This window comes from Sediminicola arcticus, from assembly GCF_040566695.1.
GTDB classification, from domain to species: Bacteria; Bacteroidota; Bacteroidia; order Flavobacteriales; family Flavobacteriaceae; genus Sediminicola; species Sediminicola arcticus.
Window position 1 is genome coordinate 489550 of the sequence record NZ_JBEXAE010000003.1, and the last position, 19667, is coordinate 509216.

18 protein-coding genes are annotated in these 19667 nt (G+C 37.8%); 9 read left to right on the forward strand and 9 right to left on the reverse strand.

From position 1 onward, the window contains the following. Positions 1 to 75: 75 nt before the first annotated feature. The 7 genes from ABXZ36_RS08905 to ABXZ36_RS08935 form a co-directional block, all read right to left on the reverse strand. Positions 76 to 2469, reverse strand: coding sequence for a penicillin acylase family protein (locus ABXZ36_RS08905; protein ID WP_354615157.1), 2394 nt, complete (start codon positions 2467 to 2469; stop codon positions 76 to 78). 91 nt (positions 2470 to 2560) lie between these two features. Further along, complete coding sequence (locus tag ABXZ36_RS08910; protein WP_354615158.1) at positions 2561 to 4450, reverse strand: CocE/NonD family hydrolase; 1890 nt, start codon at positions 4448 to 4450, stop codon at positions 2561 to 2563. Then, complete coding sequence (locus ABXZ36_RS08915) at positions 4450 to 6456, reverse strand: protein-disulfide reductase DsbD family protein (RefSeq protein WP_354615159.1); 2007 nt, start codon at positions 6454 to 6456, stop codon at positions 4450 to 4452. The genes ABXZ36_RS08910 and ABXZ36_RS08915 overlap by 1 nt, the downstream gene beginning before the upstream one ends. Further along, complete coding sequence (gene tilS / locus ABXZ36_RS08920) at positions 6453 to 7820, reverse strand: tRNA lysidine(34) synthetase TilS (protein WP_354615160.1); 1368 nt, start codon at positions 7818 to 7820, stop codon at positions 6453 to 6455. Before tilS ends, ABXZ36_RS08915 begins: the two co-directional genes overlap by 4 nt. Then, positions 7774 to 8595, reverse strand: a complete 822-nt coding sequence (locus ABXZ36_RS08925; RefSeq protein ID WP_354615161.1) for an alpha/beta hydrolase — start codon at positions 8593 to 8595, stop codon at positions 7774 to 7776. Before ABXZ36_RS08925 ends, tilS begins: the two co-directional genes overlap by 47 nt. A gap of 58 nt (positions 8596 to 8653) precedes the next feature. Further along, positions 8654 to 9952, reverse strand: coding sequence for an anthranilate synthase component I family protein (locus ABXZ36_RS08930; protein WP_354615162.1), 1299 nt, complete (start codon positions 9950 to 9952; stop codon positions 8654 to 8656). Positions 9953 to 9959: 7 nt separating this feature from the next. Further along, the gene (locus ABXZ36_RS08935; protein WP_354615163.1) at positions 9960 to 10493 is read right to left on the reverse strand and encodes an NADPH-dependent FMN reductase; all 534 of its coding nucleotides are present in this window, start codon (positions 10491 to 10493) and stop codon (positions 9960 to 9962) included. Positions 10494 to 10620: 127 nt separating this feature from the next. On the opposite strand from ABXZ36_RS08935, the gene ABXZ36_RS08940 reads away from it, so the two are divergent. Together ABXZ36_RS08940 and ABXZ36_RS08945 are read left to right on the forward strand one after the other, a co-directional pair. Then, on the forward strand, positions 10621 to 11817 hold the full coding sequence (locus tag ABXZ36_RS08940) for a heparan-alpha-glucosaminide N-acetyltransferase domain-containing protein (protein WP_354615164.1): 1197 nt from the start codon (positions 10621 to 10623) through the stop codon (positions 11815 to 11817). A 57-nt stretch (positions 11818 to 11874) separates the two neighbouring features. Next, positions 11875 to 12108, forward strand: a complete 234-nt coding sequence (locus ABXZ36_RS08945; RefSeq protein ID WP_354615165.1) for a CDGSH iron-sulfur domain-containing protein — start codon at positions 11875 to 11877, stop codon at positions 12106 to 12108. Between the two features lie 57 nt (positions 12109 to 12165). Here ABXZ36_RS08945 and lpdA read toward each other — a convergent pair whose 3' ends face one another. Together lpdA and ABXZ36_RS08955 are read right to left on the reverse strand one after the other, a co-directional pair. Beyond that, complete coding sequence (gene lpdA / locus ABXZ36_RS08950; protein WP_354615166.1) at positions 12166 to 13572, reverse strand: dihydrolipoyl dehydrogenase; 1407 nt, start codon at positions 13570 to 13572, stop codon at positions 12166 to 12168. 92 nt (positions 13573 to 13664) lie between these two features. Then, a complete protein-coding gene (locus ABXZ36_RS08955; protein WP_354615167.1) occupies positions 13665 to 14123 on the reverse strand; it encodes an Lrp/AsnC family transcriptional regulator in 459 nt (152 codons plus the stop codon). A 155-nt stretch (positions 14124 to 14278) separates the two neighbouring features. On the opposite strand from ABXZ36_RS08955, the gene ABXZ36_RS08960 reads away from it, so the two are divergent. The 7 genes from ABXZ36_RS08960 (at position 14279) to ABXZ36_RS08990 (ending at position 19611) form a co-directional block, all read left to right on the forward strand. Further along, positions 14279 to 15499: an aminotransferase class I/II-fold pyridoxal phosphate-dependent enzyme gene (locus tag ABXZ36_RS08960; RefSeq protein WP_354615168.1), complete on the forward strand. Its 1221-nt coding sequence runs from the start codon at positions 14279 to 14281 to the stop codon at positions 15497 to 15499. A gap of 69 nt (positions 15500 to 15568) precedes the next feature. Next, entirely contained in the window at positions 15569 to 17059 is a 1491-nt protein-coding gene (gene nhaC, locus ABXZ36_RS08965; RefSeq protein ID WP_354615169.1) for a Na+/H+ antiporter NhaC, read from the forward strand. Between the two features lie 297 nt (positions 17060 to 17356). Then, positions 17357 to 18001 (forward strand): peroxiredoxin, encoded by a 645-nt coding sequence (locus tag ABXZ36_RS08970; RefSeq protein ID WP_354615170.1) that lies wholly within the window; start codon positions 17357 to 17359, stop codon positions 17999 to 18001. A gap of 74 nt (positions 18002 to 18075) precedes the next feature. Continuing rightward, positions 18076 to 18390: a thioredoxin family protein gene (locus ABXZ36_RS08975; RefSeq protein WP_354615171.1), complete on the forward strand. Its 315-nt coding sequence runs from the start codon at positions 18076 to 18078 to the stop codon at positions 18388 to 18390. After that, positions 18371 to 18631 (forward strand): DUF6952 family protein, encoded by a 261-nt coding sequence (locus tag ABXZ36_RS08980; protein WP_354615172.1) that lies wholly within the window; start codon positions 18371 to 18373, stop codon positions 18629 to 18631. Before ABXZ36_RS08975 ends, ABXZ36_RS08980 begins: the two co-directional genes overlap by 20 nt. A 115-nt stretch (positions 18632 to 18746) precedes the next feature. Next, on the forward strand, positions 18747 to 19253 hold the full coding sequence (gene tpx / locus ABXZ36_RS08985; protein WP_354615173.1) for a thiol peroxidase: 507 nt from the start codon (positions 18747 to 18749) through the stop codon (positions 19251 to 19253). Beyond that, complete coding sequence (locus ABXZ36_RS08990; protein WP_354615174.1) at positions 19246 to 19611, forward strand: diacylglycerol kinase; 366 nt, start codon at positions 19246 to 19248, stop codon at positions 19609 to 19611. The genes tpx and ABXZ36_RS08990 overlap by 8 nt, the downstream gene beginning before the upstream one ends. Positions 19612 to 19667: the final 56 nt, after the last annotated feature.

Genomic DNA, 19667 nt, shown 5'->3' on the forward strand with positions numbered 1-19667 from the left:
TATAAATACAAATAAAGTTTTATGGTTTCTATAAAAAATGAACTAATCATAATATATTTAGAATTATGCCAAAAATTATTTGGCCTTAAAAATCAATAGATTTTTGGATGTATTCTTAATGTCTTCTTCATTCATCATCATTTTACGGAATTCCCCATGAATGAACATCTCTGCCTGATCCTCATAGTGCGGACTAAATGGGTTACCTGATTGTCCCGTTGGGAGAATACTCATGCTATTTTCTATATCCGAAAAGTCTATAATTCGTCTGGTTGATGGTCCTGAACTTACCTTATAAAACCCGCTGTTATCAAAGGAGAACTCCATATTATTGATAACCTCTCTAGACCCAATTACGGAAAAAGGACCTACATTAAAAAAACTGCGCAAAGAGGCTACCTTTCCTATAGGATGACCATGCTCCAAAGTGTGTACTTTGTCCCATGTCCATTGGGTAGTATCCACTCCTAAATCAGCTTTCAAGGATGTAATGGCTTCCTCAAAAGCAAGTTTAACAATTTCTTCTTTGGTTTCTATACGGTCCTTAGTTCGTATATTATCCCACCAAACAGATGTTGTTTTGGCAGCCAAAGGTGCTATACTACGTTTTATCATATGGGTTTCTAATAGTTGCTGGAACATCTCCTCTCCCAATTCGTCTTCTAGAGCGTTTTTAAGGAAGAAATAGACCCATCTGTTGTAAACTGTTCCCTCCACCATTTTAAGAGAATAACTTCCATCCCATTGGCGCAATAACGACAGTAGGGTACTCTTATCTTGGGATAATTGGGATATATCCATTGACTCTATAAGATCTAGCGCAATAGCAGTATCAACTGAAGAAGTTACATCCAGCAGCATGTTTTGGATGGCGGCCATATCCCAATCGTTTTTTGGTTCCAATAGCTGTACAATGCGTTTGGCTCTATTCTCTGGCAGGTAATACCCTGGATATAGCATCCCTGCAATAGAATCTGGTTGGTTATTGGCCGAATACACATAGTTCCAAGGAGGATTTATGGCTTGGGGATTTTCTTTAAAATCCAGATAATGAGAAATTTCCTGTTTACCAGAAGATCCATCCATGATAAATTTTGTATTAGTAGTATCTGGTAACTCATATAGCTTTGCAGAAGCCCACCAAGCCACATTGCCTTCAGCATCTCCGTACATGATATTAAGTCCTGGGGCATGAATATCGGGTAAGGCAGCTTGAAACTCGTTTAAAGATTTTGAATGACTCATCCCGTACACAGCATCCATCACCTTATTTTCAACTTTGGTATATATCCAAGACATGGCAATGGGACGCTGCCCCTTAACTTGATCCGCAATTCCATTTAAAATTGGTCCATGTTTTGTTTTTTTAAAGGTAAAGGAAACGTCCTTCCCGTCCTTAACCTTGATGGTCTTATTGAAAACCTGATACTTTTCCCATCCTTCTTTTGTTTTATATAAAGTACTGTCCAAAGGATTGGTTTCTTCATAATAAAAGTCTACATCGTCATTTTCGAACATAGTAAGCCCGTAGGCCAACTTTCTGTCATGTCCCAAAAGTGGAAATGGTATGCCAGCCATGTGGTACCCATATTTCTCGTAGGTGGGTGTGCTTAAGTGCGCCTCATACCAAACGGAAGGTTGCGCAAACCCAATGTGGGGGTCATTAGCTAAAATCACCTTGTTATTTTTGGTCTTTTCAGGTGCTATTACCCAACTATTACTTCCTATAAACTGCGGAAATGGTAAATCCTTTAGTGAATTTTCTAGCAAGGTAACCACCCTGTTCTGAATAGAATCCGAGGTCTTTCTCTTATAGTTTTTTATCCATTCTGTATTGGCATCTACCCCAACCTCCAAATCAACCAGATAAGGCATTCCTAACTTGTCTTTAATATTGGTCAACAATGGGTCTGTCTTATGAGCCATGGCAAAACTAAAGGCCATATATCCTACTGTATTATAAACATCCTTAATTTGGAAGGGTTTTTTTTGGAGTCCGGTAAGGTAAAATTCTATAGGGGTCTGCCCTTTTTCTATAAACTGGTTTACGCCATCCAAATAGGCTTCTGCCAATTGATACACTTTAGAGTTAGTATCTAATGATATAACCGACTCTGCAGAGGCATCATCTATGCCTAAGGAGAGGAAAAACTTGTCTGTCCCTACCAAATCTTCACCAAAAACCTCCGATAATCCACCACTCCCAATCCTTCTTAAAAGTTCCATTTGCCACAAACGATCTTGAGCATGTACATATCCTAAAGACCTGATGGCATCTAATTCATTGGAGGCGTAAATATGCGGAATACCATAGGTGTCAAAATATACAGAGACCGATTCAGATATACCGTTAAGCTCCTTTTTTCCTTTGTAATCTGGTTTTAGATTTTGGATAAAAATCACCAAGGCTAAAGCCATTACCCCCAATACTAAGAAGATAATTCCTATAGTTTTTTTAGTTCTGTTCACTTCCTATTTTTAGAATGAAAGATAGCCTTATTTTTAGGAAATAAAAAAGGCTGCCAATGGGCAACCTTTCTATTTTGATTAATGGAAGATACTACTCCAAAACAGTAAATTCTATCTGGGAACTATTGAACACCTTGTGCGTCTGTTTCTTGAAATCTTCTGGCTTGGCATAAAATATATTTTTCACAAACGTCTGTGGGTTAATGTCGATATAAGGAAACCAGGTGCTTTGGATCTGGATTTGGATTTTGTGCCCTTTTTTAAAAGTATGCATTACATCCTGAAGCTTTATATTTACGGCTGTTTCCTTATTGGGTACAAAAGCTTCTGGCTTGGAAAAATCGTTTCTATAACGTCCTCTAAGCACTTCACTGCGAACCATTTGGTGGTAATTGCTCATTTTTAAATACTCTTGCGTTTCTTCGTAATCTGGATGGTCTGCTGGATATACATCAATCAACTTAACCACCCAATCGGCATCTGTGCCCGTAGTGGCTACTTTCAATTTTGCCATAATATCTCCGGCCAACGTTATCGGATTTTGTAAAGCATCGGTTTCAAAAACCAACACATCGGGCCTGCGAGCGGCAAAGCGTTGGTCATCTGTCATATACTTCCTTGGCGTAAAAACTACCTTAATATCCTCGGAATAGGGCACCGGCTTTTTTGGATCACTAATGAACTCCTCAGCCATAGTGCCACTAATTGCATTTTTTTCCAAGCTTTGGTTTGATTGCAAGTAATACGTTTCTTTCTTGGTGCTTTTTGGTGGCCAAGCATCAAACTGTTTCCAATCCTTGGTACCAGTATCAAACACATAGGCCTCAGGAAGTTCACTTCCTTGTTCACCTTCACCTTTTAAAAAATAATTGAAAAATTTACTTTCTATATTTTCTTGAAAGAATTTGGAAATATCATCCCCAAAATAAACATTCCCAATAGCTTGCCTTTTATCATTCCTAGCCCAATCCCCATGACTCCATGGTCCCATTACAATAGTATTGTAATTAGAGTTTTGCTTTTCAATGGTACTATACGTCGTCAACGGTCCATAAAGGTCCTCCGCATCAAACCATCCTCCAACAACCATAACTGCAGGTTTTATATTTTCCAAATGCTGGATAATTCCTCTCTTCTGCCAAAATTCATCATAGTCTGGATGCTCTTTCAATTGCTGCCAAAATACGTTGTCCTCCTTATAATATTTGTCCAAATTAGAAAGTGGGCCATTATCCAAAAAGAATTGGTACTGGTCTTGGGTTCCAATATCCGGATAGGTATACCATTCTTCCTTGGTGGGCGTATCCTTGATATAACCAAATACCGAAGTTGCTCTCCAATAACTCAAAAGATAAGCACCATTGTGGTGGAAATCATCAAAATAAAAGTCACCTATAGGTGCCTGGGGCGATACCGCCTTTAAGGCAGGGTGGGCATCTAATAACGCATAGGTGGAATAAAAACCAGGATAAGAAATACCCCATATCCCAACATTTCCATTAGTATTGGCAACATTTTTCACCAACCAATCTATGGAATCGTATGTGTCAGAAGCTTCATCTATCTCTCCTTCCTTTTTATTTGGAATAAAGGCTCTCATATTATCATATACGCCCTCACTGTTCCATCTTCCCCTAACATCTTGATAAACCACAATATTGCCTTCCATCATCATTTTCATGTTGGGACCAATTTGCGCCTTATACTCATCTGCACCATAGGGCTTACAGCTATATGGGGTACGTTGAAAAAGGATCGGATATTTTTTTGAAGTGTCTTTTGGGGAATAAATAGTGGTATGTAATTTAATACCATCACGCATGGTAATAGTCACTTCCTTTTTGGTATAATGTTCCTTTGCTACATAGGTTTCTACCGAGGATGTTTTGGCGTCCCCTGGCATCTCTTTTTCAAGGACTTTTACATTTCTACAGGAAATAGCCAGAAACATGGCAAAAAGAAGAATTAGATGTTTTTTCATTAGTTGAGAGCTTTAGTTTGGTTAAAGGGATTATCTGATGCTAGGGACCTATAGTTTTCTAAACCGGTTTTCAACCAAGTTAAATAGGTTTCCTTATCTGTATATTGAATGGAAGAATTAAGAACTTCCAAATTAGGTGAAAGCAAAACATAATAAGGCTGGGAAGCAGCATTAAAATTCAAAGTTTGGAAAGTTCCCCATTTCTCTCCAACTGTTTTAATGGTCTTTACCCTTCCTGATTCATATTTAAAATCAAACTGCCCCTGTTCTGGTAACGGTTTTCGATCATCTATATATAGGGAAATCAAAACATAATCCTCTTTTAATAATGGATAAATATTGGGCTCACTCCATACGGTTTCCTCCATCTTTCGACAGTTGACACAGGCCCAACCCGTAAAATCCAATAAAATAGGCTTATTTACTTGTTTGGCATAAGCCAACCCCTCATCAAAATCTTTAAAACAATCAATCCCCAAAGGACAATCGCTCTCTTGTTCAAAAACACTATAAAACTCAGGAGGGGGGAAACCACTCAAAAGTTTTAGATCGGTCACTTTTGCCAATCCTAACATTAAATAAAGGGAAAATGCGCCGCTCAAAATGGCAATACCCAATCTTGTTTTAGATATTTTTTGTTTTGAACCATCATGCGGAAAACGAAATATCCCAAAAAGGTATAAGGTCATCAATAAAAATAATAATATCCATATTCCTAAAAATATTTCCCTTTTAAAAATTCCCCAGTTCCCAACTAAATCGGCATTTGATAGGAACTTAAAGGCTAGTGCTAACTCTAAAAATCCAAGTACCACTTTTACAGTGGTCATCCAACCTCCAGATTTAGGAAGAGAATTTAACCATGCAGGAAATAAGGCAAAAAGAGCAAAAGGTAAGGCCAAGGCTACACCAAAACCTAACATTCCGACGGTTAAATTTGTGGCCACATCACCATCAGCTAGAGCCGTACTTCCCAATAATCCTCCAAGGATGGGTCCCGTGCAAGAAAAGGAAACAATGGCCAAGGTAACGGCCATAAAAAAGATACCAAAACCACCCCCTACTTTAGAGGAGGCAGAATCCATTTTATTGGCCCAAGAACTGGGTAGCGTCAATTCGTAATACCCAAAAAAAGAGAACGAAAAGAAAATAAAAATCAAAAAGAAAAATAGGTTTAACCAAACATTGGTAGCTATGGTGTTCAGAATCTGCGAATCTACCGAATCAAACAAATGAAAGGGTAAACTCAATAAGAAATAGATGAGAACAATAAAAAAACCATACAACATGGCATTAGTGATACCCCTTGCTTTTGGTTGTGATTGTTTGGTAAAAAAAGAAACCGTTAATGGGATCATCGGGAAAACACATGGCGTTAATAAAGCTATTAACCCTCCCAGAAATCCAAGTCCAAAAATCATCCATAGACTGCTTCCTATATCGACGATGTCGGCATCCCCGTTCAATAAATGCTCATTCTTAAGGTCCAATATCAGTGCCTCACTAAGGGCTTGACTTCGTTCGTCTACCGCTTTTTCATTTACCATCACCTTCTTACCGCTCAAGGAAATATTAAAAACTTCATCCTTGGGAATGCATACTTCTTTACAAATTTGATAGAATAAGGAAATTTCTAATTGGTCTACACCGGGATCTATCAGTTTGATTTTTTGGGTAAAAAGGGCTTTATTTTTGAAGAAAATTTCATCTACTTCAAATATCTCACTGTATTCTCTAACTGTTTTTCCTTCCTTTGCTTCCCCTACCAATTCATAGAACTCTCCTGCTTGCTCAAAAGTAAATTCACTTGGCTGTGATCCGCCTTCGGGAGTAAATTGGGAGTATATATGCCATCCGTCAAGAATATCCCCTTTTATCACCAAGTCATATTCTGTATCTGAAATCTTATTCACCTCGTAGGACCAGACTACTGGGTTATCCTCCGTTTGAGCAAAAACAGATGTAAGTGCAAGTACTACTAGTATCCCAGAAATAAAATTCTTCATTCTTGTATGCTAATTTTTAATATCTTTTTAGTGCCTTTAGTTACTTTAAATCGTTCATCTCCCCTCTTTCCCATGATCCAAACGATGTTATCCTTGGAACACAATAACCATTGTTTTTCCTTGGAAATCTGGTCCATTTTTACATCTTTAAAATACTTAGACACTTTTTTACTTCCGCGCATGCCGAAGGGATAAAAATAGTCTCCTTTTCTCCATTTTCTTACCATCAAAGGATACTTTAACGTTTCTTTATCTACATAAAGTATGGTATTACCTGTCTCTTCAATGCTATCAACAATAGCTAAAGACATTTTTATAGGTTCCTCTATTTTTTTTTCCTCTTCCTGTATCTCATATTCCAATCCTAAAGGAATTGAAATTTCCTCTAAAAGTAAATATTCCCTATGCTTCAAAAGCCTATAGGTTTTGGAACGTACTTCCTTACCCCCCATTGCTGTCATTAAAGACTGTACGTCATTCCATTCAACAAAACCATAGTCATGGAAAAGAGCATATAAATAGCCCTCTATGGGATTCAATTTTAATAATTCTGAGATCGAGATCTTGATAACATCCGTTTCCTTGATAAAAAGTTTTCTTTTCAATTGTTCAACATAGTCCTCTGCAATCCCTGATGACTGTCTTAAAAAATGTTGCGTCTGATTAAAATTCGAAAGAAAAGTAGGATGCAACTCCTTCAAGAGAGGAACAATTTGATGTCTAATCTTATTCCTGAGGTATTTGGTCTCCAAATTAGAGCTATCCTCTCGCCACTCTAATCCTTTTTCCTTGGCATATGCGGCTATCTGCTCCCGTGAATATTTCAATAAAGGTCTTGAAATACTTTCTGTTTTTTCTGGAATTCCAGTAAGTCCATCAATACCTGTACCCCTAGATAGATTGATAAGAAACGTTTCTAAATCATCATCGGCGTGGTGAGCCGTAACCAAAGTCTTCCATCCTTTTTGTTCCATTAAAGCATAAAACCAATCATAGCGAAGCTCACGCGCTGCTACTTGAAGAGAAACTTTATTTTTACTCATGTAATCTGCTGTATTAAAGCTAATTACATGTTCCTCTTTATTAAATTTCTTAGCTAGTTGTTTCACAAAAGTTTCGTCCCTATCACTTGCATCTCCCCTAAGTTGAAAATTACAATGGGCCATTGCAAAATTTAAACCAGCACTATGGCACAGGTGGGCAAGTACCACGCTATCGAGCCCTCCACTACAGGCCAATAAAAACCTCCCTTCCAACAAGTGGAAAAAAGAGGAGTTAATATGATTTTTGAATTCTTCTAACACGCCATAAATGTACTCAAAGTTGCTGCGCCAACCAATTATTGATATACTCCAACATTTCATTACGGCATATATCTTTATGTAGCTCATGGTAGCCCCCTACCATGAGTTTTAGTGTGGTAGTACTCGCATTTTGGTGAAAGGCTTCGGTCCCCTTATAATCTATTATTGGATCCACAGTTCCATGTAACAATAAGGTATTTACCTTTAGTAAATTACTGTTCTTAATAGCCCATTCCCCTGCCTCCATGACTGGGAATGAAAACATAGGACTTACTTTATCGTGCACCAAAGGATCATTTTTATAGTTCTCTACTTCTTCTGGAATTCGTGAAATACCCATTGGATCTAACCCCGATGATAGTGTTATGGATGGGTATATTTTGAGCATGACCTTTCCCAAGATCATTTTCCATTTTTGAGGGGAAAATGCCAAACGGAGATAAGGACTTGTTGCTATTATGCCACGAATATGATGCGTTCTTCTTAAGGCGTAATTTAAAACCAAATTTCCACCCATGCTATGGCCGTATAAGAATAAAGGTTTGTCTAGATAGCGTGATTCTACCCTTTCAATGACTACATCCAAAAGATCCAATAAGGTGCTATAATTGGGGCAATGACCTCGTTTTCCCGAAGATTGTCCGTGACCTATATTATCATAGGCCACCACGGCAAGTCCCAAATCTTCTAACTGAGGAATCACATCTTGCACATATCTCCCATAATGCTCACCAAAACCATGGCATACTACAACCACTCCCAAGATTTCTTTGGGTTGGGTAAACATAATGGAAATACTATATTTTTTAAAAGGTAGCTTGTATTGTTGGTGCATTTTTGTTTGGTCGTGAATTAAAAATAAACAAATAATTTGAAATTGTCACCAACTAACACTAGCCTTCCAGAACCATTCTCATGGCCTTGGCCTTTAATAGGCACTCTTCGTACTCCATTTCAGGAGATGCCTTTGCAGTAATGGCACTGCCAACAGAGAAGGAAACGTATTTTTTTGAGGCATTGTAGAGAATGCTTCTGATAATCACATTAAAATCAAAATCTCCTTCTGGTGTAAAATAACCCACAGCGCCACTATAAAGTCCTCTTTTGGTAGCCTCCAATTCCTCTATAATTTTCATGGCAGAAACTTTTGGAGCTCCTGTCATGCTGCCCATTGGAAAGGTTTCCTTAATGATTTCCACTGGATTTCTATCCTCATCCACTCTAGAAGAAATTGTGGAAATCATTTGATGGACTTGTTCAAAGGAGTAGACTTTGCATAGTTCTTCAACAATCACACTCCCTTTTAGAGCACTTTTAGATAGGTCATTACGCACAAGGTCAACGATCATTATATTTTCAGCCCTTTCTTTTGGATCCTTCTCTAGATATAGTTTCAACTTCTCATCCTCCTCTATATCGAAAGACCGCTTTGCTGTGCCCTTAATGGGTTGAGAAATAATTTTAGTCCCCTGCTTTTTTAAATAGCGCTCAGGCGATGCTGAAAGCGCGTAACTTTCATTAAATTTTAAGAAGACTGCGAACGGAGGCTTGGAAATGGCATTCAGTTTTTTAAAGGTCCGCAAGGGATTAATATTTGTATCTTCTGCATAAAATTCTTGACAAAAGTTAGCTTCATAAATATCGCCCCTGTGTATACGCTCCAATAATTGCTTAACTCTGTTGAAATAGTCATCCTTAAAAATTCGCAATTTTATGCGAATGGTTGCCTCAATGGACGATTCGAATTCTTCGAAGTGAATTTGATTTGTTATGGCACTGAAATCTTCCTGTATCTCATCAGCCACCATATTCAGGTAACAAAAATTAATTTGCTCTCCTTGAATTCGTATAATGCGTTTAGGTTGGAAAAAATGTATATCGGCAAAGCCAAGGCCATCAAAATTAGATGATGAAAGTTGCTCCACATCATTTTTTAGGTCGTAAGACAAGTAACCGAAAAGCCAATCCCCACTCCCACTTTGATATGTTTTTAGTTCCTCAAAGGCGTTGTGTTGGTCTGTAACCATAGAAGTAAGTGCATCTGCGGCTAAAAGCCCATCAAAGGAACTGTAGGCTCCACTATGCTCATTACTATCTAACCATACTATCTCATAGAACTGCTGGGCCCATTTTAATAAGGCCTCTTTAAATTTAGGGATATCGGCAACTTTAAAATTGACTTCTGTACGCAAGAGTCTGTTATAATGTTTTTAAAAAACCTTCTAAGGTCTCTTGGTGGGCTTTTTTCAATGCCGCATCCAAAATTCCCTTTTCATCAGCAAAATTATCATTGAAGGAAGGCAAAGAAAAAGTATTCATTATTTCGCCTCCAAATCTAGGAAGTGTATCCTTTACATAAGTCAACGAGGAGATAGCACCTCTTTTCCCGGGGGAGGTAGACATCAGAAAGATTTTTTTGTCTTCCAAAAATCGCTTATCAACACGGGATAACCAATCCATTAAATTCTTGAAATAAGCAGATGGTGCGCCGTTGTGTTCATTAACAGAAATGATCAATCCTTCTGCTTCTTTAATATCTTTTTGGAAACCGACAACTTCATCAGGATAACCATTTTCATTCTCCGAATCGTCACTGTACATAGGCAGCGGGAAACCGGAAAGGTCCTTTAGTTTTACCTTCTTTTCTCTAATTAAATCTGCTGTGTATTTTACCAATTTAAAGTTTATGGAACTAGAAGAATTACTTCCCGCAAATGCCAAAATGGTTGCCATAGATTTTTTTTTTACAAAAATACCCTAAAATAGGCAAACGTGCGAGTATTTTATCTAGTTTTGCAGTCGGAAACATCCAAACACCCTGTTAAACAAGTATATAGGGTAATTGATACTCGTGATTTAAATGAAAGACAATAAGTACCGCTTATACTTCGTCGATGCCATGCGCGCTTGGGCTATTTTAATGATGTTGCAAGGCCATTTTGTTGATGGACTTTTAGATAACGCTTACCGAGACAATTCCAATTTGGCTTTTTCTATTTGGCAGTATTTCAGGGGTATAACTGCACCAGTCTTCTTTACAGTTTCTGGTTTTATCTTTACCTATTTATTGGTAAGAGGAGATCAACAAGGATTTGAAAACCCTAGGGTTAAAAAAGGAATCAGAAGAGGGCTTCAATTGTTGTTATTTGGATACATCCTTAGGTTAAATCTATTTGGACTACTGAAAGGCGAAATTTATAGTACTTTCTATCTGGTAGATGTTTTGCATTGTATTGGATTATCCATTTTAGGAATCATTGGGATTTATTTGTTTTCCAGTACCAAAAAGAAATTTGTACTTCCATTGATACTGTTTTCCACTACAATTATTCTATTTGTTTTGGAACCACAGTATAAGTTTATGGATCACATTTACTTACCAGATATGTTGGCGAATTATTTTACAAAAGCTAATGGTTCTGTATTTACCATTTTCCCTTGGTTCGGGTATGCCACCTTTGGTGCTTTCCTTTCCTTAATTTTTACCAGATTTAAAGATAGCAGATACTTATATCCTGTTGCCATCACAACAGCATTTACCACTGGCTTTGGTCTTATCCTTTATTCTTCAATTTTTGTCAACTATTTAGCACAGACCACAGGCCTACAATTGTTCGCGGAGCTCTTCAAGAATAACTATCTTTTTATTAGACTAGGAAACGTCCTTGTTGTTTTTGGAGTATTTATGACCTTAAGAAGGTTTATGTTGAACAGTACGGTACTAAAAATTGGTTCTAGTACCCTATCTATATATATGTCGCATTTTGTGATTTTATACGGCAGTTTAACTGGCTTAGGTTTTTACGCCTTTTTACACCACTCCTTATCTCCGTATATTGTAATTCCAGGAGCCTTATTCTTTATGATTGCTTGTGTTTACAGCGCTTTAAAATACGAAGACAATAAGGTGGTCATAAAATCAAAAGCATGGGAATTGGCGCAACAATTCACAGCGAATGCAGACCCATGGATTACATTCTCTTATAGATTGATCAAGGACACTTTATTTAAGGTAAAGGTGACCATCATCAAGCTATTTAGATTGGTTAAAAATTAAGCCTCTCTATTTTTCACTGGTTCTCTTTCCATTACTTTTATGCTCTAAAAAATAATTATGAGCGAAAAGAAAGTTTACGCGCCAATAGCCGTAGCATTAGAAAAAGATAAAAAATATGCCTGGTGTACCTGCAGTCATAGTAGCAACCAACCCTTTTGCGATGGTTCACACCGAGCACATAATGCAACCCCTTCTTTAGGTTTTGCCGTAGAGGAAGATAAAAAAGCATATCTCTGTACTTGTAAACAGACCAACAATCCGCCCTATTGTGACGGATCACATAACAACTAATAAAAAAATCCCATCAAGTTTTTCTTGATGGGATTTTTTTATTTAATCAGGTGTGTTTTAAATATGCAAGGCCCTGTCCCCCGTGGCGGCCAAGGCAGCTTCTTTCACAGCCTCCGCATAGGTTGGATGCGCATGGCTCATTCTTGAGATATCTTCGGCAGAGGCTCTAAATTCCATAGCAGTGACCGCTTCAGCAATTAGATCTGCAACGCGAGCACCTATCATATGTACTCCCAATACTTCATCTGTTTTCTTGTCTGCAAGAATTTTGACAAATCCGTCTATGTCCATACTCGCTCTAGCACGACCTAAAGCTCTCATTGGAAATTGACCCACTTTAAATTCAATACCAGCTTCTTTTAACTCCTCTTCCGTTTTTCCTACAGCAGCCACTTCTGGCCATGTATATACAACACCTGGAATTAAATTATAATCGATGTGTGGTTTTTGTCCGGCTAAAATTTCAGCAACTAATGTTCCTTCCTCTTCAGCTTTGTGCGCCAACATAGCACCTTTAACCACATCTCCTATAGCATATATATTTGAAACATTAGTCTGTAAATGATCATTCACGGCTACTCTACCTCTTTCGTCCAATTTTACTCCTGCTGCTTCTACATTCAAACCAGCAGTATATGGGCTACGACCTACGGCAACCAAACAATAATCGGCCGTAAAGGTTACTTCTTCTCCTTTTTTATCATCGGCTTTAACAATTACTTCGTCACCTTTCCTTTCAACAGATTTTACTTTATGAGACGTGTTGATCTTCATTTTCTGCTTTTTAAGAACCTTGGTCAGTTCTTTGGAAAGTGCTCCGTCCATACCCGGAATAATACGGTCCATGAATTCCACAACGGTTACTTCAGCACCTAATCTTTTATACACCTGCCCCAATTCTAGACCAATAACACCACCGCCAATGATAATCATGTGCTTCGGAATCTCTTTTAGTTTTAATGCTTCTGTAGAGGTAATCACCCTTTCCTTATCCACTTTAATAAATGGCAAAGTTGAAGGTTTGGATCCAGTGGCAATAATTATGTTCTTAGCCTCTATGGTGTCGGACTTACCGTCGTTCTTTTTTATATTGATATGGGTAGCATCTTTAAAGCTCCCCATTCCTTCAAAAACATCGATTTTATTTTTATCCATCAAAAACTGTATCCCTTTGGTGGTCTGATCCACGACGGATTGTTTTCTAGAAATCATTTTCTCCAAGTTCACTTTTATCTCCCCAGGTATCTCAATACCATGCTCCTCAAAGTGCTTTACGGCATCTTCATAGTGATGGGATGAATCTAACAAGGCCTTAGAAGGTATACAACCTACATTAAGACAAGTACCACCCAAAGTAGAATACTTTTCTATAATTGCTGTTTTCATTCCTAATTGTGCGCAACGTATAGCTGCAACATATCCTCCTGGGCCTGAACCAATAATGGCCACGTCGTATGAACTCATAAATATTCTTAATTTTTAAAACATCACAAAATTAGTATTAATTTCTGATTTAGAAACCTTGAAGCTTCCAAAGTTCTATTTTTTAGGGGTTACTACATAGGAATTGCGGTGGTATGTTTAACCTCTGTGATCACAAAAGAGCTCTGAGTACTTCCTATATGGTTGATGGCCGTTAACTTCGCTACCATGAAGTCTCTGTAGGCCTCCATATCACTGACATGTATTTTTAAAATATAATCATAATCCCCACTGATGTGATAGCACTCCACCACCTCTTGAAGCTTAAGGACTTCCCTTTCGAACAGGGTCACAAACTCTTTGGTGTGTTGTGCCAATTTCACATGACAGAGGACCACAAAGGATTTATTTACTTTTTTCTTGTCTACCAAGGCTACATACTTTGTAATACACCCTGTCTTTTCCAAACGCTTTATGCGCTCATAAACTGCCGTAACAGATAGATTCAATTGGTTTGCATACTCTTTGGTGGTCTTTTTACTGTCCTCTTGCAAAAGCCCCAATAATCTCACATCAATTTCGTCAAATTTCATTCCGATTCTTATTCATTATTACGTACGCTAATCAATAATTAGTAACATTAAAATCTACTAGATAGTAATTATATAGGTTTATTTTCTAATAAAACTAATAAACATTGACAACAAAACTAGTATTTCTTACTTTTAAACTATAAAAATAAATTTATATGGATTACAAAGCTTCAGACAGTGTACAAGATTTGCAATATTTTGGCGAATTTGGAGGGGTAAACCCCTCTATTTCGGACTCTTCAACCTACACATTCCTGTCAGCCAAGACCATGTTTGACACCTTTGAGGGAAATACGGAAGGATGTTATTTGTACAGCAGACACTCTACCCCATCCAATTTATATTTAGGCGAGGCTTTGGCCGCTTTAGAGGGTACGGAATCTGCCAATGTAACTGCCAGCGGTATGGGCGCTATTACAGCTGTTATTCTTCAACTCTGCGATTCGGAAGATCATATCGTTAGTAGCAGGACTATTTATGGAGGCACCTATGCCTTTATGAAGAACTTCCTTAAAAAGTTTAAAATTGGAACTTCTTTTGTAGATATTACCAATTTAGCTTTGGTTGAGGCAGCCATTACCCCCAAAACAAAAATGATTTACTGTGAAGCAGTGAGTAACCCTTTGTTGGAAATAGCCGATATCAAAGCGCTTTCCAAACTTGCAAAAAAATACAATCTTCCACTTATCGTGGACAATACCTTTTCTCCACTTTCCATTGCTCCTGCTAAATTAGGTGCAGATATCGTGATACACAGTTTAACCAAGTTCATAAATGGCAGTAGTGACTGTGTAGCTGGTGTTGTATGTGGTACTACAGATTTTTGCCTTAGTCTTAAAGATGTGAACAATGGTGCTGCTATGCTATTGGGAAGTACTTTGGATAGCCTAAGGGCAGCTTCTATCTTAAAAAACATGAGAACCCTTCATATCCGCATGAAAAAACATAGCGAAAATGCTATCTATTTGGCTGAGAATTTTACTGAAGACGGATTGAGAGTAGTTTACCCGGGATTGAAATCACATCCTAGTTACCAGGTAATGAAAGATCAAATGACGGAGGAGTATGGTTTTGGAGGGATCTTAACGTTGGACGTTGGTTCTTTAGATAATGCAAACGCTCTTATGGAATTGATGCAAAAAAAGAATTTGGGTTATTTAGCGGTGAGTCTTGGTTTTTACAAAACCTTGTTCAGTGCCCCAGGAACATCTACTTCTTCCGAGATACCAATGGAAGAACAAGAAGAAATGGGCTTATCCAATGGATTGATCCGTTTTTCTATTGGCTTGGACAATGATATCCACAGAACATATAAGACCATGAAAAACTGCATGTTAGAATTGGGAATCTTAAAAGAAGCTAAATTGAGCAAATAAGCAAAATTCAAAACACTTGCAGAACAATTCCCAAAATCGTAATATTACGAGGTAACTAACATACCTTTCATGCAGAGTCAAGACATTAATTCACTTAAACCAGAAGATGAAAATATAGTTGAAAACAAAGAATTAAACATATGGGAGGCCCTAATTCCAGTATTTGCGCTGGTAGGGATGTTAGCTTATAATGTCTTTGTTTATGGAGATGATGCCCTTAGTGGCTCTAACCAATTTATATTGCTTATGGGAGCCGCAGTAGCGGCAATAGTTGGTGTCTTTAATAAGGTATCCTATGACCAAATGCTGGCAGAGGTAGCTGAAAATGTAAAATCGACCACTGGGGCCCTGCTGATCTTATTAATGGTCGGGGCCCTTTCTGGAACTTGGTTGATCAGTGGAATTATTCCATCCATGATTTATTATGGGTTGCAGGTTTTAAACCCAACCATATTTTTAGCAGCCTGCGTCATAATTTGTGCCGTAATTTCTGTGGCTACAGGAAGCTCTTGGACCACATCGGCAACAGTGGGAATTGCCTTGATTGGTATTGGTGAAACCCTAGGAATTTCATTGGGAATGACGGCTGGAGCCATCCTTTCAGGAGCCTATTTTGGGGATAAAATGTCCCCATTGAGTGATACAACAAATTTAGCGCCTGCTATGGCCGGGGGTGAATTGTTCAGTCATATCAAATACATGTCGATTACCACCATCCCTACCATCACTGTTACCCTTTTAGTTTTTATCATTATGGGATTTACTATTGATACGACGGGCACAGCCGACACCCAAGCCATATTAGATTCTATTGACAATACCTTTAATATAAACGGATGGTTGTTTTTGGTACCTGTAGCAGTTATATTGCTAATCTTAAAAAAAGCACCACCCTTATTGGCTTTATTGATAGGTACACTATTAGGAGGGGTGTTCGCCTTAATTTTTCAGCCCGAAATAGTAATGGGAATAACCGGAGCGACTAAAATGACTTTTGAAGCCGGCTATAAAGGTATTATGAATGCTATCACTATTAGTACAGATATAGCAACAGAGAACCAAGCCCTTAATGACCTATTTTCGTCCAAAGGCATGGCCGGAATGTTGGGCACTATTTGGTTGATTGTTTGTGCCATGGTCTTTGGAGGTATTATGGATGGTATTGGAGCCCTTGCCAGAATAAGTAGCGCTCTTTTAGGCATGGCCAAATCTACCTTTAGTCTATTTGCTAGTACCGTAGCCAGTTGTTTGGCTTTGAACGTTACAGCTTCCGATCAATATCTGGCCATCGTTGTTCCTGGTAAAATGTTTGCAAAGGCATATAGAGACAAAGGACTGGCCCCAGAGAACTTAAGTAGGACTTTGGAAGATTCCGGTACTGTAACCTCTGTGCTGATCCCTTGGAATACTTGTGGGGCCTATCATAGTGGTGTTTTGGGTGTTGGTGTTGGTGAATATTTCTTTTATGCCATCTTCAACTGGCTTAGTCCATTTATGACGCTGCTATTTGCTGCTTTAAAAATTAAAATCAAGCAATTATCGACCACAGAGCCTGCATAGTTTTTGCGCATTAAAAGTCTATCAAATCTAATTTTATACTCGGTTCCAAGATTGAGTTTGAAAATAATTAGATTATTTGAAAATTCATAAAAATGAAATTCATAATTACTTTGCGTAAATTTTAGTATTTTCTTAAAATAAACTCCTTAAAAATAACGTGTCGTCAAGGATTTTAGCTTTGTTCCTTTGGTATTTATAAATATTATTCTTGCATAGTATTTTCCAATCCCTCTGCCGTAGAAGAGCCTTATTTAAATGTAATTTTGTGGAAAAAATTAACACTTAAAAAAAGAAAATATGGCATTTGTAGGGAAAAAATTTCCGAATTTATCAGTGAACGCGATGAATGAATTGGGTGATACGTTCAAGATCAATGTTTTAGAAGAGGCAAAAAACAATAACAAAAAGGTGTTATTGTTTTGGTACCCAAAAGATTTCACATTTGTCTGTCCAACAGAATTGCACGCTTTTCAAGCTGCTTTAGGAGAATTCGAAAAAAGAAATACCTTGGTAATAGGTGCTTCTTGTGATACTGCAGAGGTTCACTTTGCATGGTTGAGTACAGCAAAAGACAACGGAGGTATCGAAGGGGTTACCTATCCTATCTTAGCGGATAGCAATAGAAACTTGGCCTCAACATTGGGTATCTTGGACATTACCAACGAACAGTATGATGATGAAACTGGTGTTGTAACCGTTGATGGTGACAATGTGACTTATAGGGCTACTTACCTTATTGATGAGGAAGGAACCGTATTCCATGAAGGGATCAACCATATGCCCTTGGGAAGAAACGTAAACGAGTATTTGCGTTTGGTAGATGCATACACACATGTTCAAGAAAAAGGAGAGGTTTGTCCTGCAAACTGGGAAGAAGGTAAGGATGCAATGTCCGCCGATAGAACGGGGGTTGCCAATTATCTTTCTACCCACGCAAACTAGGTTAGATATTTTAAATTATATGCTTGGAGCGATTGCTCCAAGCATTTTTATCCACTCAAAAAATTGCAATAGTTATGATATTAGAATTAGAAAAAGATAATTTACAAGAGATATTGGACAACAATACAAATGTTGTAGTTCAGTACTCGGCAACCTGGTGTGGCAATTGCCGTATCATGAAGCCCAAATTTAAAAAAGAGGCTTCCATAAATGAAAATATAACCTTTGTTATAGCGGATGCTGAAAAATTTCCCGAATCAAGAAAACTTGCTAATGTTGATAATTTACCAACTTTTGCAGCCTTTACTGGGGGGAAATTAAAGAATCAGGTTCAAACGAATAAATACGATGTTTTAAAAGAACTTATCAGTGAAATTACCTATAATTAAACACCTCACCACGTTCATCGAGGAGAAAGACGAGGATTTTGTGATTGAGACCATTGAGACTTTGGAAGCACTTACCGAATTACCCTCCTTAAAAGATGAAGAATTGGATGTTATTGGAGAGCTTATTTCCAATATGTACGGAGCATTGGATGTTGCCAAAGCTATAAAAGAGGGCACCCCGAAAAAAGAGGCATTGAACCAATTTATGCAGCGCGTACTTGGTGCAATAGACAAAAAATAATATAATCACTTTAAAAAAAGTCCTTCAATGTTTTGAAGGACTTTTTTTGTGGTCAAATCCTCCACTTTAATACATATATTTTATAATTTCACCACGAATTTTAAAACTTCTTCAAATGGCTATAATTACTTTAAAAGGAAATAATATCAATACCTTGGGAGAACTTCCAGTAATAGGAACAACAGCTCCAAATTTTAATATGACAAAGACAGATTTGTCACCTTCAGCCCTTACCAATTATAAAGGAAAGAAAGTGGTATTAAATATATTCCCAAGTATCGATACAGGTACATGTGCCCAGTCGGTAAGACAGTTTAATGAAGAGGCCGCTAAATTAAATAATACGGTGGTTTTATGCGTGTCTAAAGACCTCCCTTTTGCCCAAGCTCGTTTTTGTGGAGCAGAAGGAATTAATAACGTAGAAATGCTTTCTGATTTTAGAGAAGGTAGTTTTGGAAAATCCTATGGCTTGGAAATCACGAACGGACCACTTCAAAGTCTACATTCTAGAGCAGTTGTTGTTATAGATGAAAATGGGCAAGTAGTATACAACGAGCAGGTACCTGAAATTGTGGATGAGCCCAATTATGGTGCTGCCCTTGAAGCCCTTATGAATGCCTAAGGAATCGTTTCTGAAAAATAGAATTAAAGGGGTAGGTTTTGCCCTGCGTGGTGCCTTATTACTTATCCGGACGGAAGCGAGTATTAAGGTTCAGATTTTTATTGGGCTTTTGATGACTGCTGCCGGATTTTATTTTGAAATCTCAAACACGGAATGGATTTTACAGATCTTCGCTATCGCCATGGTCTTAGGGGTGGAAGGGCTCAATACTGCTATTGAAAAATTAGCCGATTTTGTTCAACCCAAATATGACGTTAAAATTGGATTTATAAAAGATGTCTCAGCAGGTGCAGTTATGTTGGTATCCATTGCAGCATCTATAATAGGTCTCATTATTTATTGTCCAAAAATTTTTTAAAACTATTGTAGAATCGGCTTCCGTACTAAATTTGTAATTTAGCCGCTAAGAATATA

Excerpts from the sequence above, each read along its gene's own strand:
- ABXZ36_RS08940 (WP_354615164.1), top strand. The coding sequence starts at position 10,621 with ATGAAAGACAATAAGTACCGCTTATACTTCGTCGATGCCATGCGCGCT.
- ABXZ36_RS08975 (WP_354615171.1), top strand. The coding sequence starts at position 18,076 with ATGATATTAGAATTAGAAAAAGATAATTTACAAGAGATATTGGACAAC.
- ABXZ36_RS08925 (WP_354615161.1), bottom strand. The coding sequence starts at position 8,595 with ATGCACCAACAATACAAGCTACCTTTTAAAAAATATAGTATTTCCATT.
- ABXZ36_RS08915 (WP_354615159.1), bottom strand. The coding sequence starts at position 6,456 with ATGAAGAATTTTATTTCTGGGATACTAGTAGTACTTGCACTTACATCT.
- ABXZ36_RS08955 (WP_354615167.1), bottom strand. The coding sequence starts at position 14,123 with ATGAAATTTGACGAAATTGATGTGAGATTATTGGGGCTTTTGCAAGAG.
- ABXZ36_RS08990 (WP_354615174.1), top strand. The coding sequence starts at position 19,246 with ATGCCTAAGGAATCGTTTCTGAAAAATAGAATTAAAGGGGTAGGTTTT.
- ABXZ36_RS08945 (WP_354615165.1), top strand. The coding sequence starts at position 11,875 with ATGAGCGAAAAGAAAGTTTACGCGCCAATAGCCGTAGCATTAGAAAAA.
- ABXZ36_RS08970 (WP_354615170.1), top strand. The coding sequence starts at position 17,357 with ATGGCATTTGTAGGGAAAAAATTTCCGAATTTATCAGTGAACGCGATG.
- ABXZ36_RS08960 (WP_354615168.1), top strand. The coding sequence starts at position 14,279 with ATGGATTACAAAGCTTCAGACAGTGTACAAGATTTGCAATATTTTGGC.
- nhaC (WP_354615169.1), top strand. The coding sequence starts at position 15,569 with ATGCAGAGTCAAGACATTAATTCACTTAAACCAGAAGATGAAAATATA.
- tpx (WP_354615173.1), top strand. The coding sequence starts at position 18,747 with ATGGCTATAATTACTTTAAAAGGAAATAATATCAATACCTTGGGAGAA.
- ABXZ36_RS08935 (WP_354615163.1), bottom strand. The coding sequence starts at position 10,493 with ATGGCAACCATTTTGGCATTTGCGGGAAGTAATTCTTCTAGTTCCATA.
- ABXZ36_RS08910 (WP_354615158.1), bottom strand. The coding sequence starts at position 4,450 with ATGAAAAAACATCTAATTCTTCTTTTTGCCATGTTTCTGGCTATTTCC.
- lpdA (WP_354615166.1), bottom strand. The coding sequence starts at position 13,572 with ATGAGTTCATACGACGTGGCCATTATTGGTTCAGGCCCAGGAGGATAT.
- tilS (WP_354615160.1), bottom strand. The coding sequence starts at position 7,820 with ATGAAATGTTGGAGTATATCAATAATTGGTTGGCGCAGCAACTTTGAG.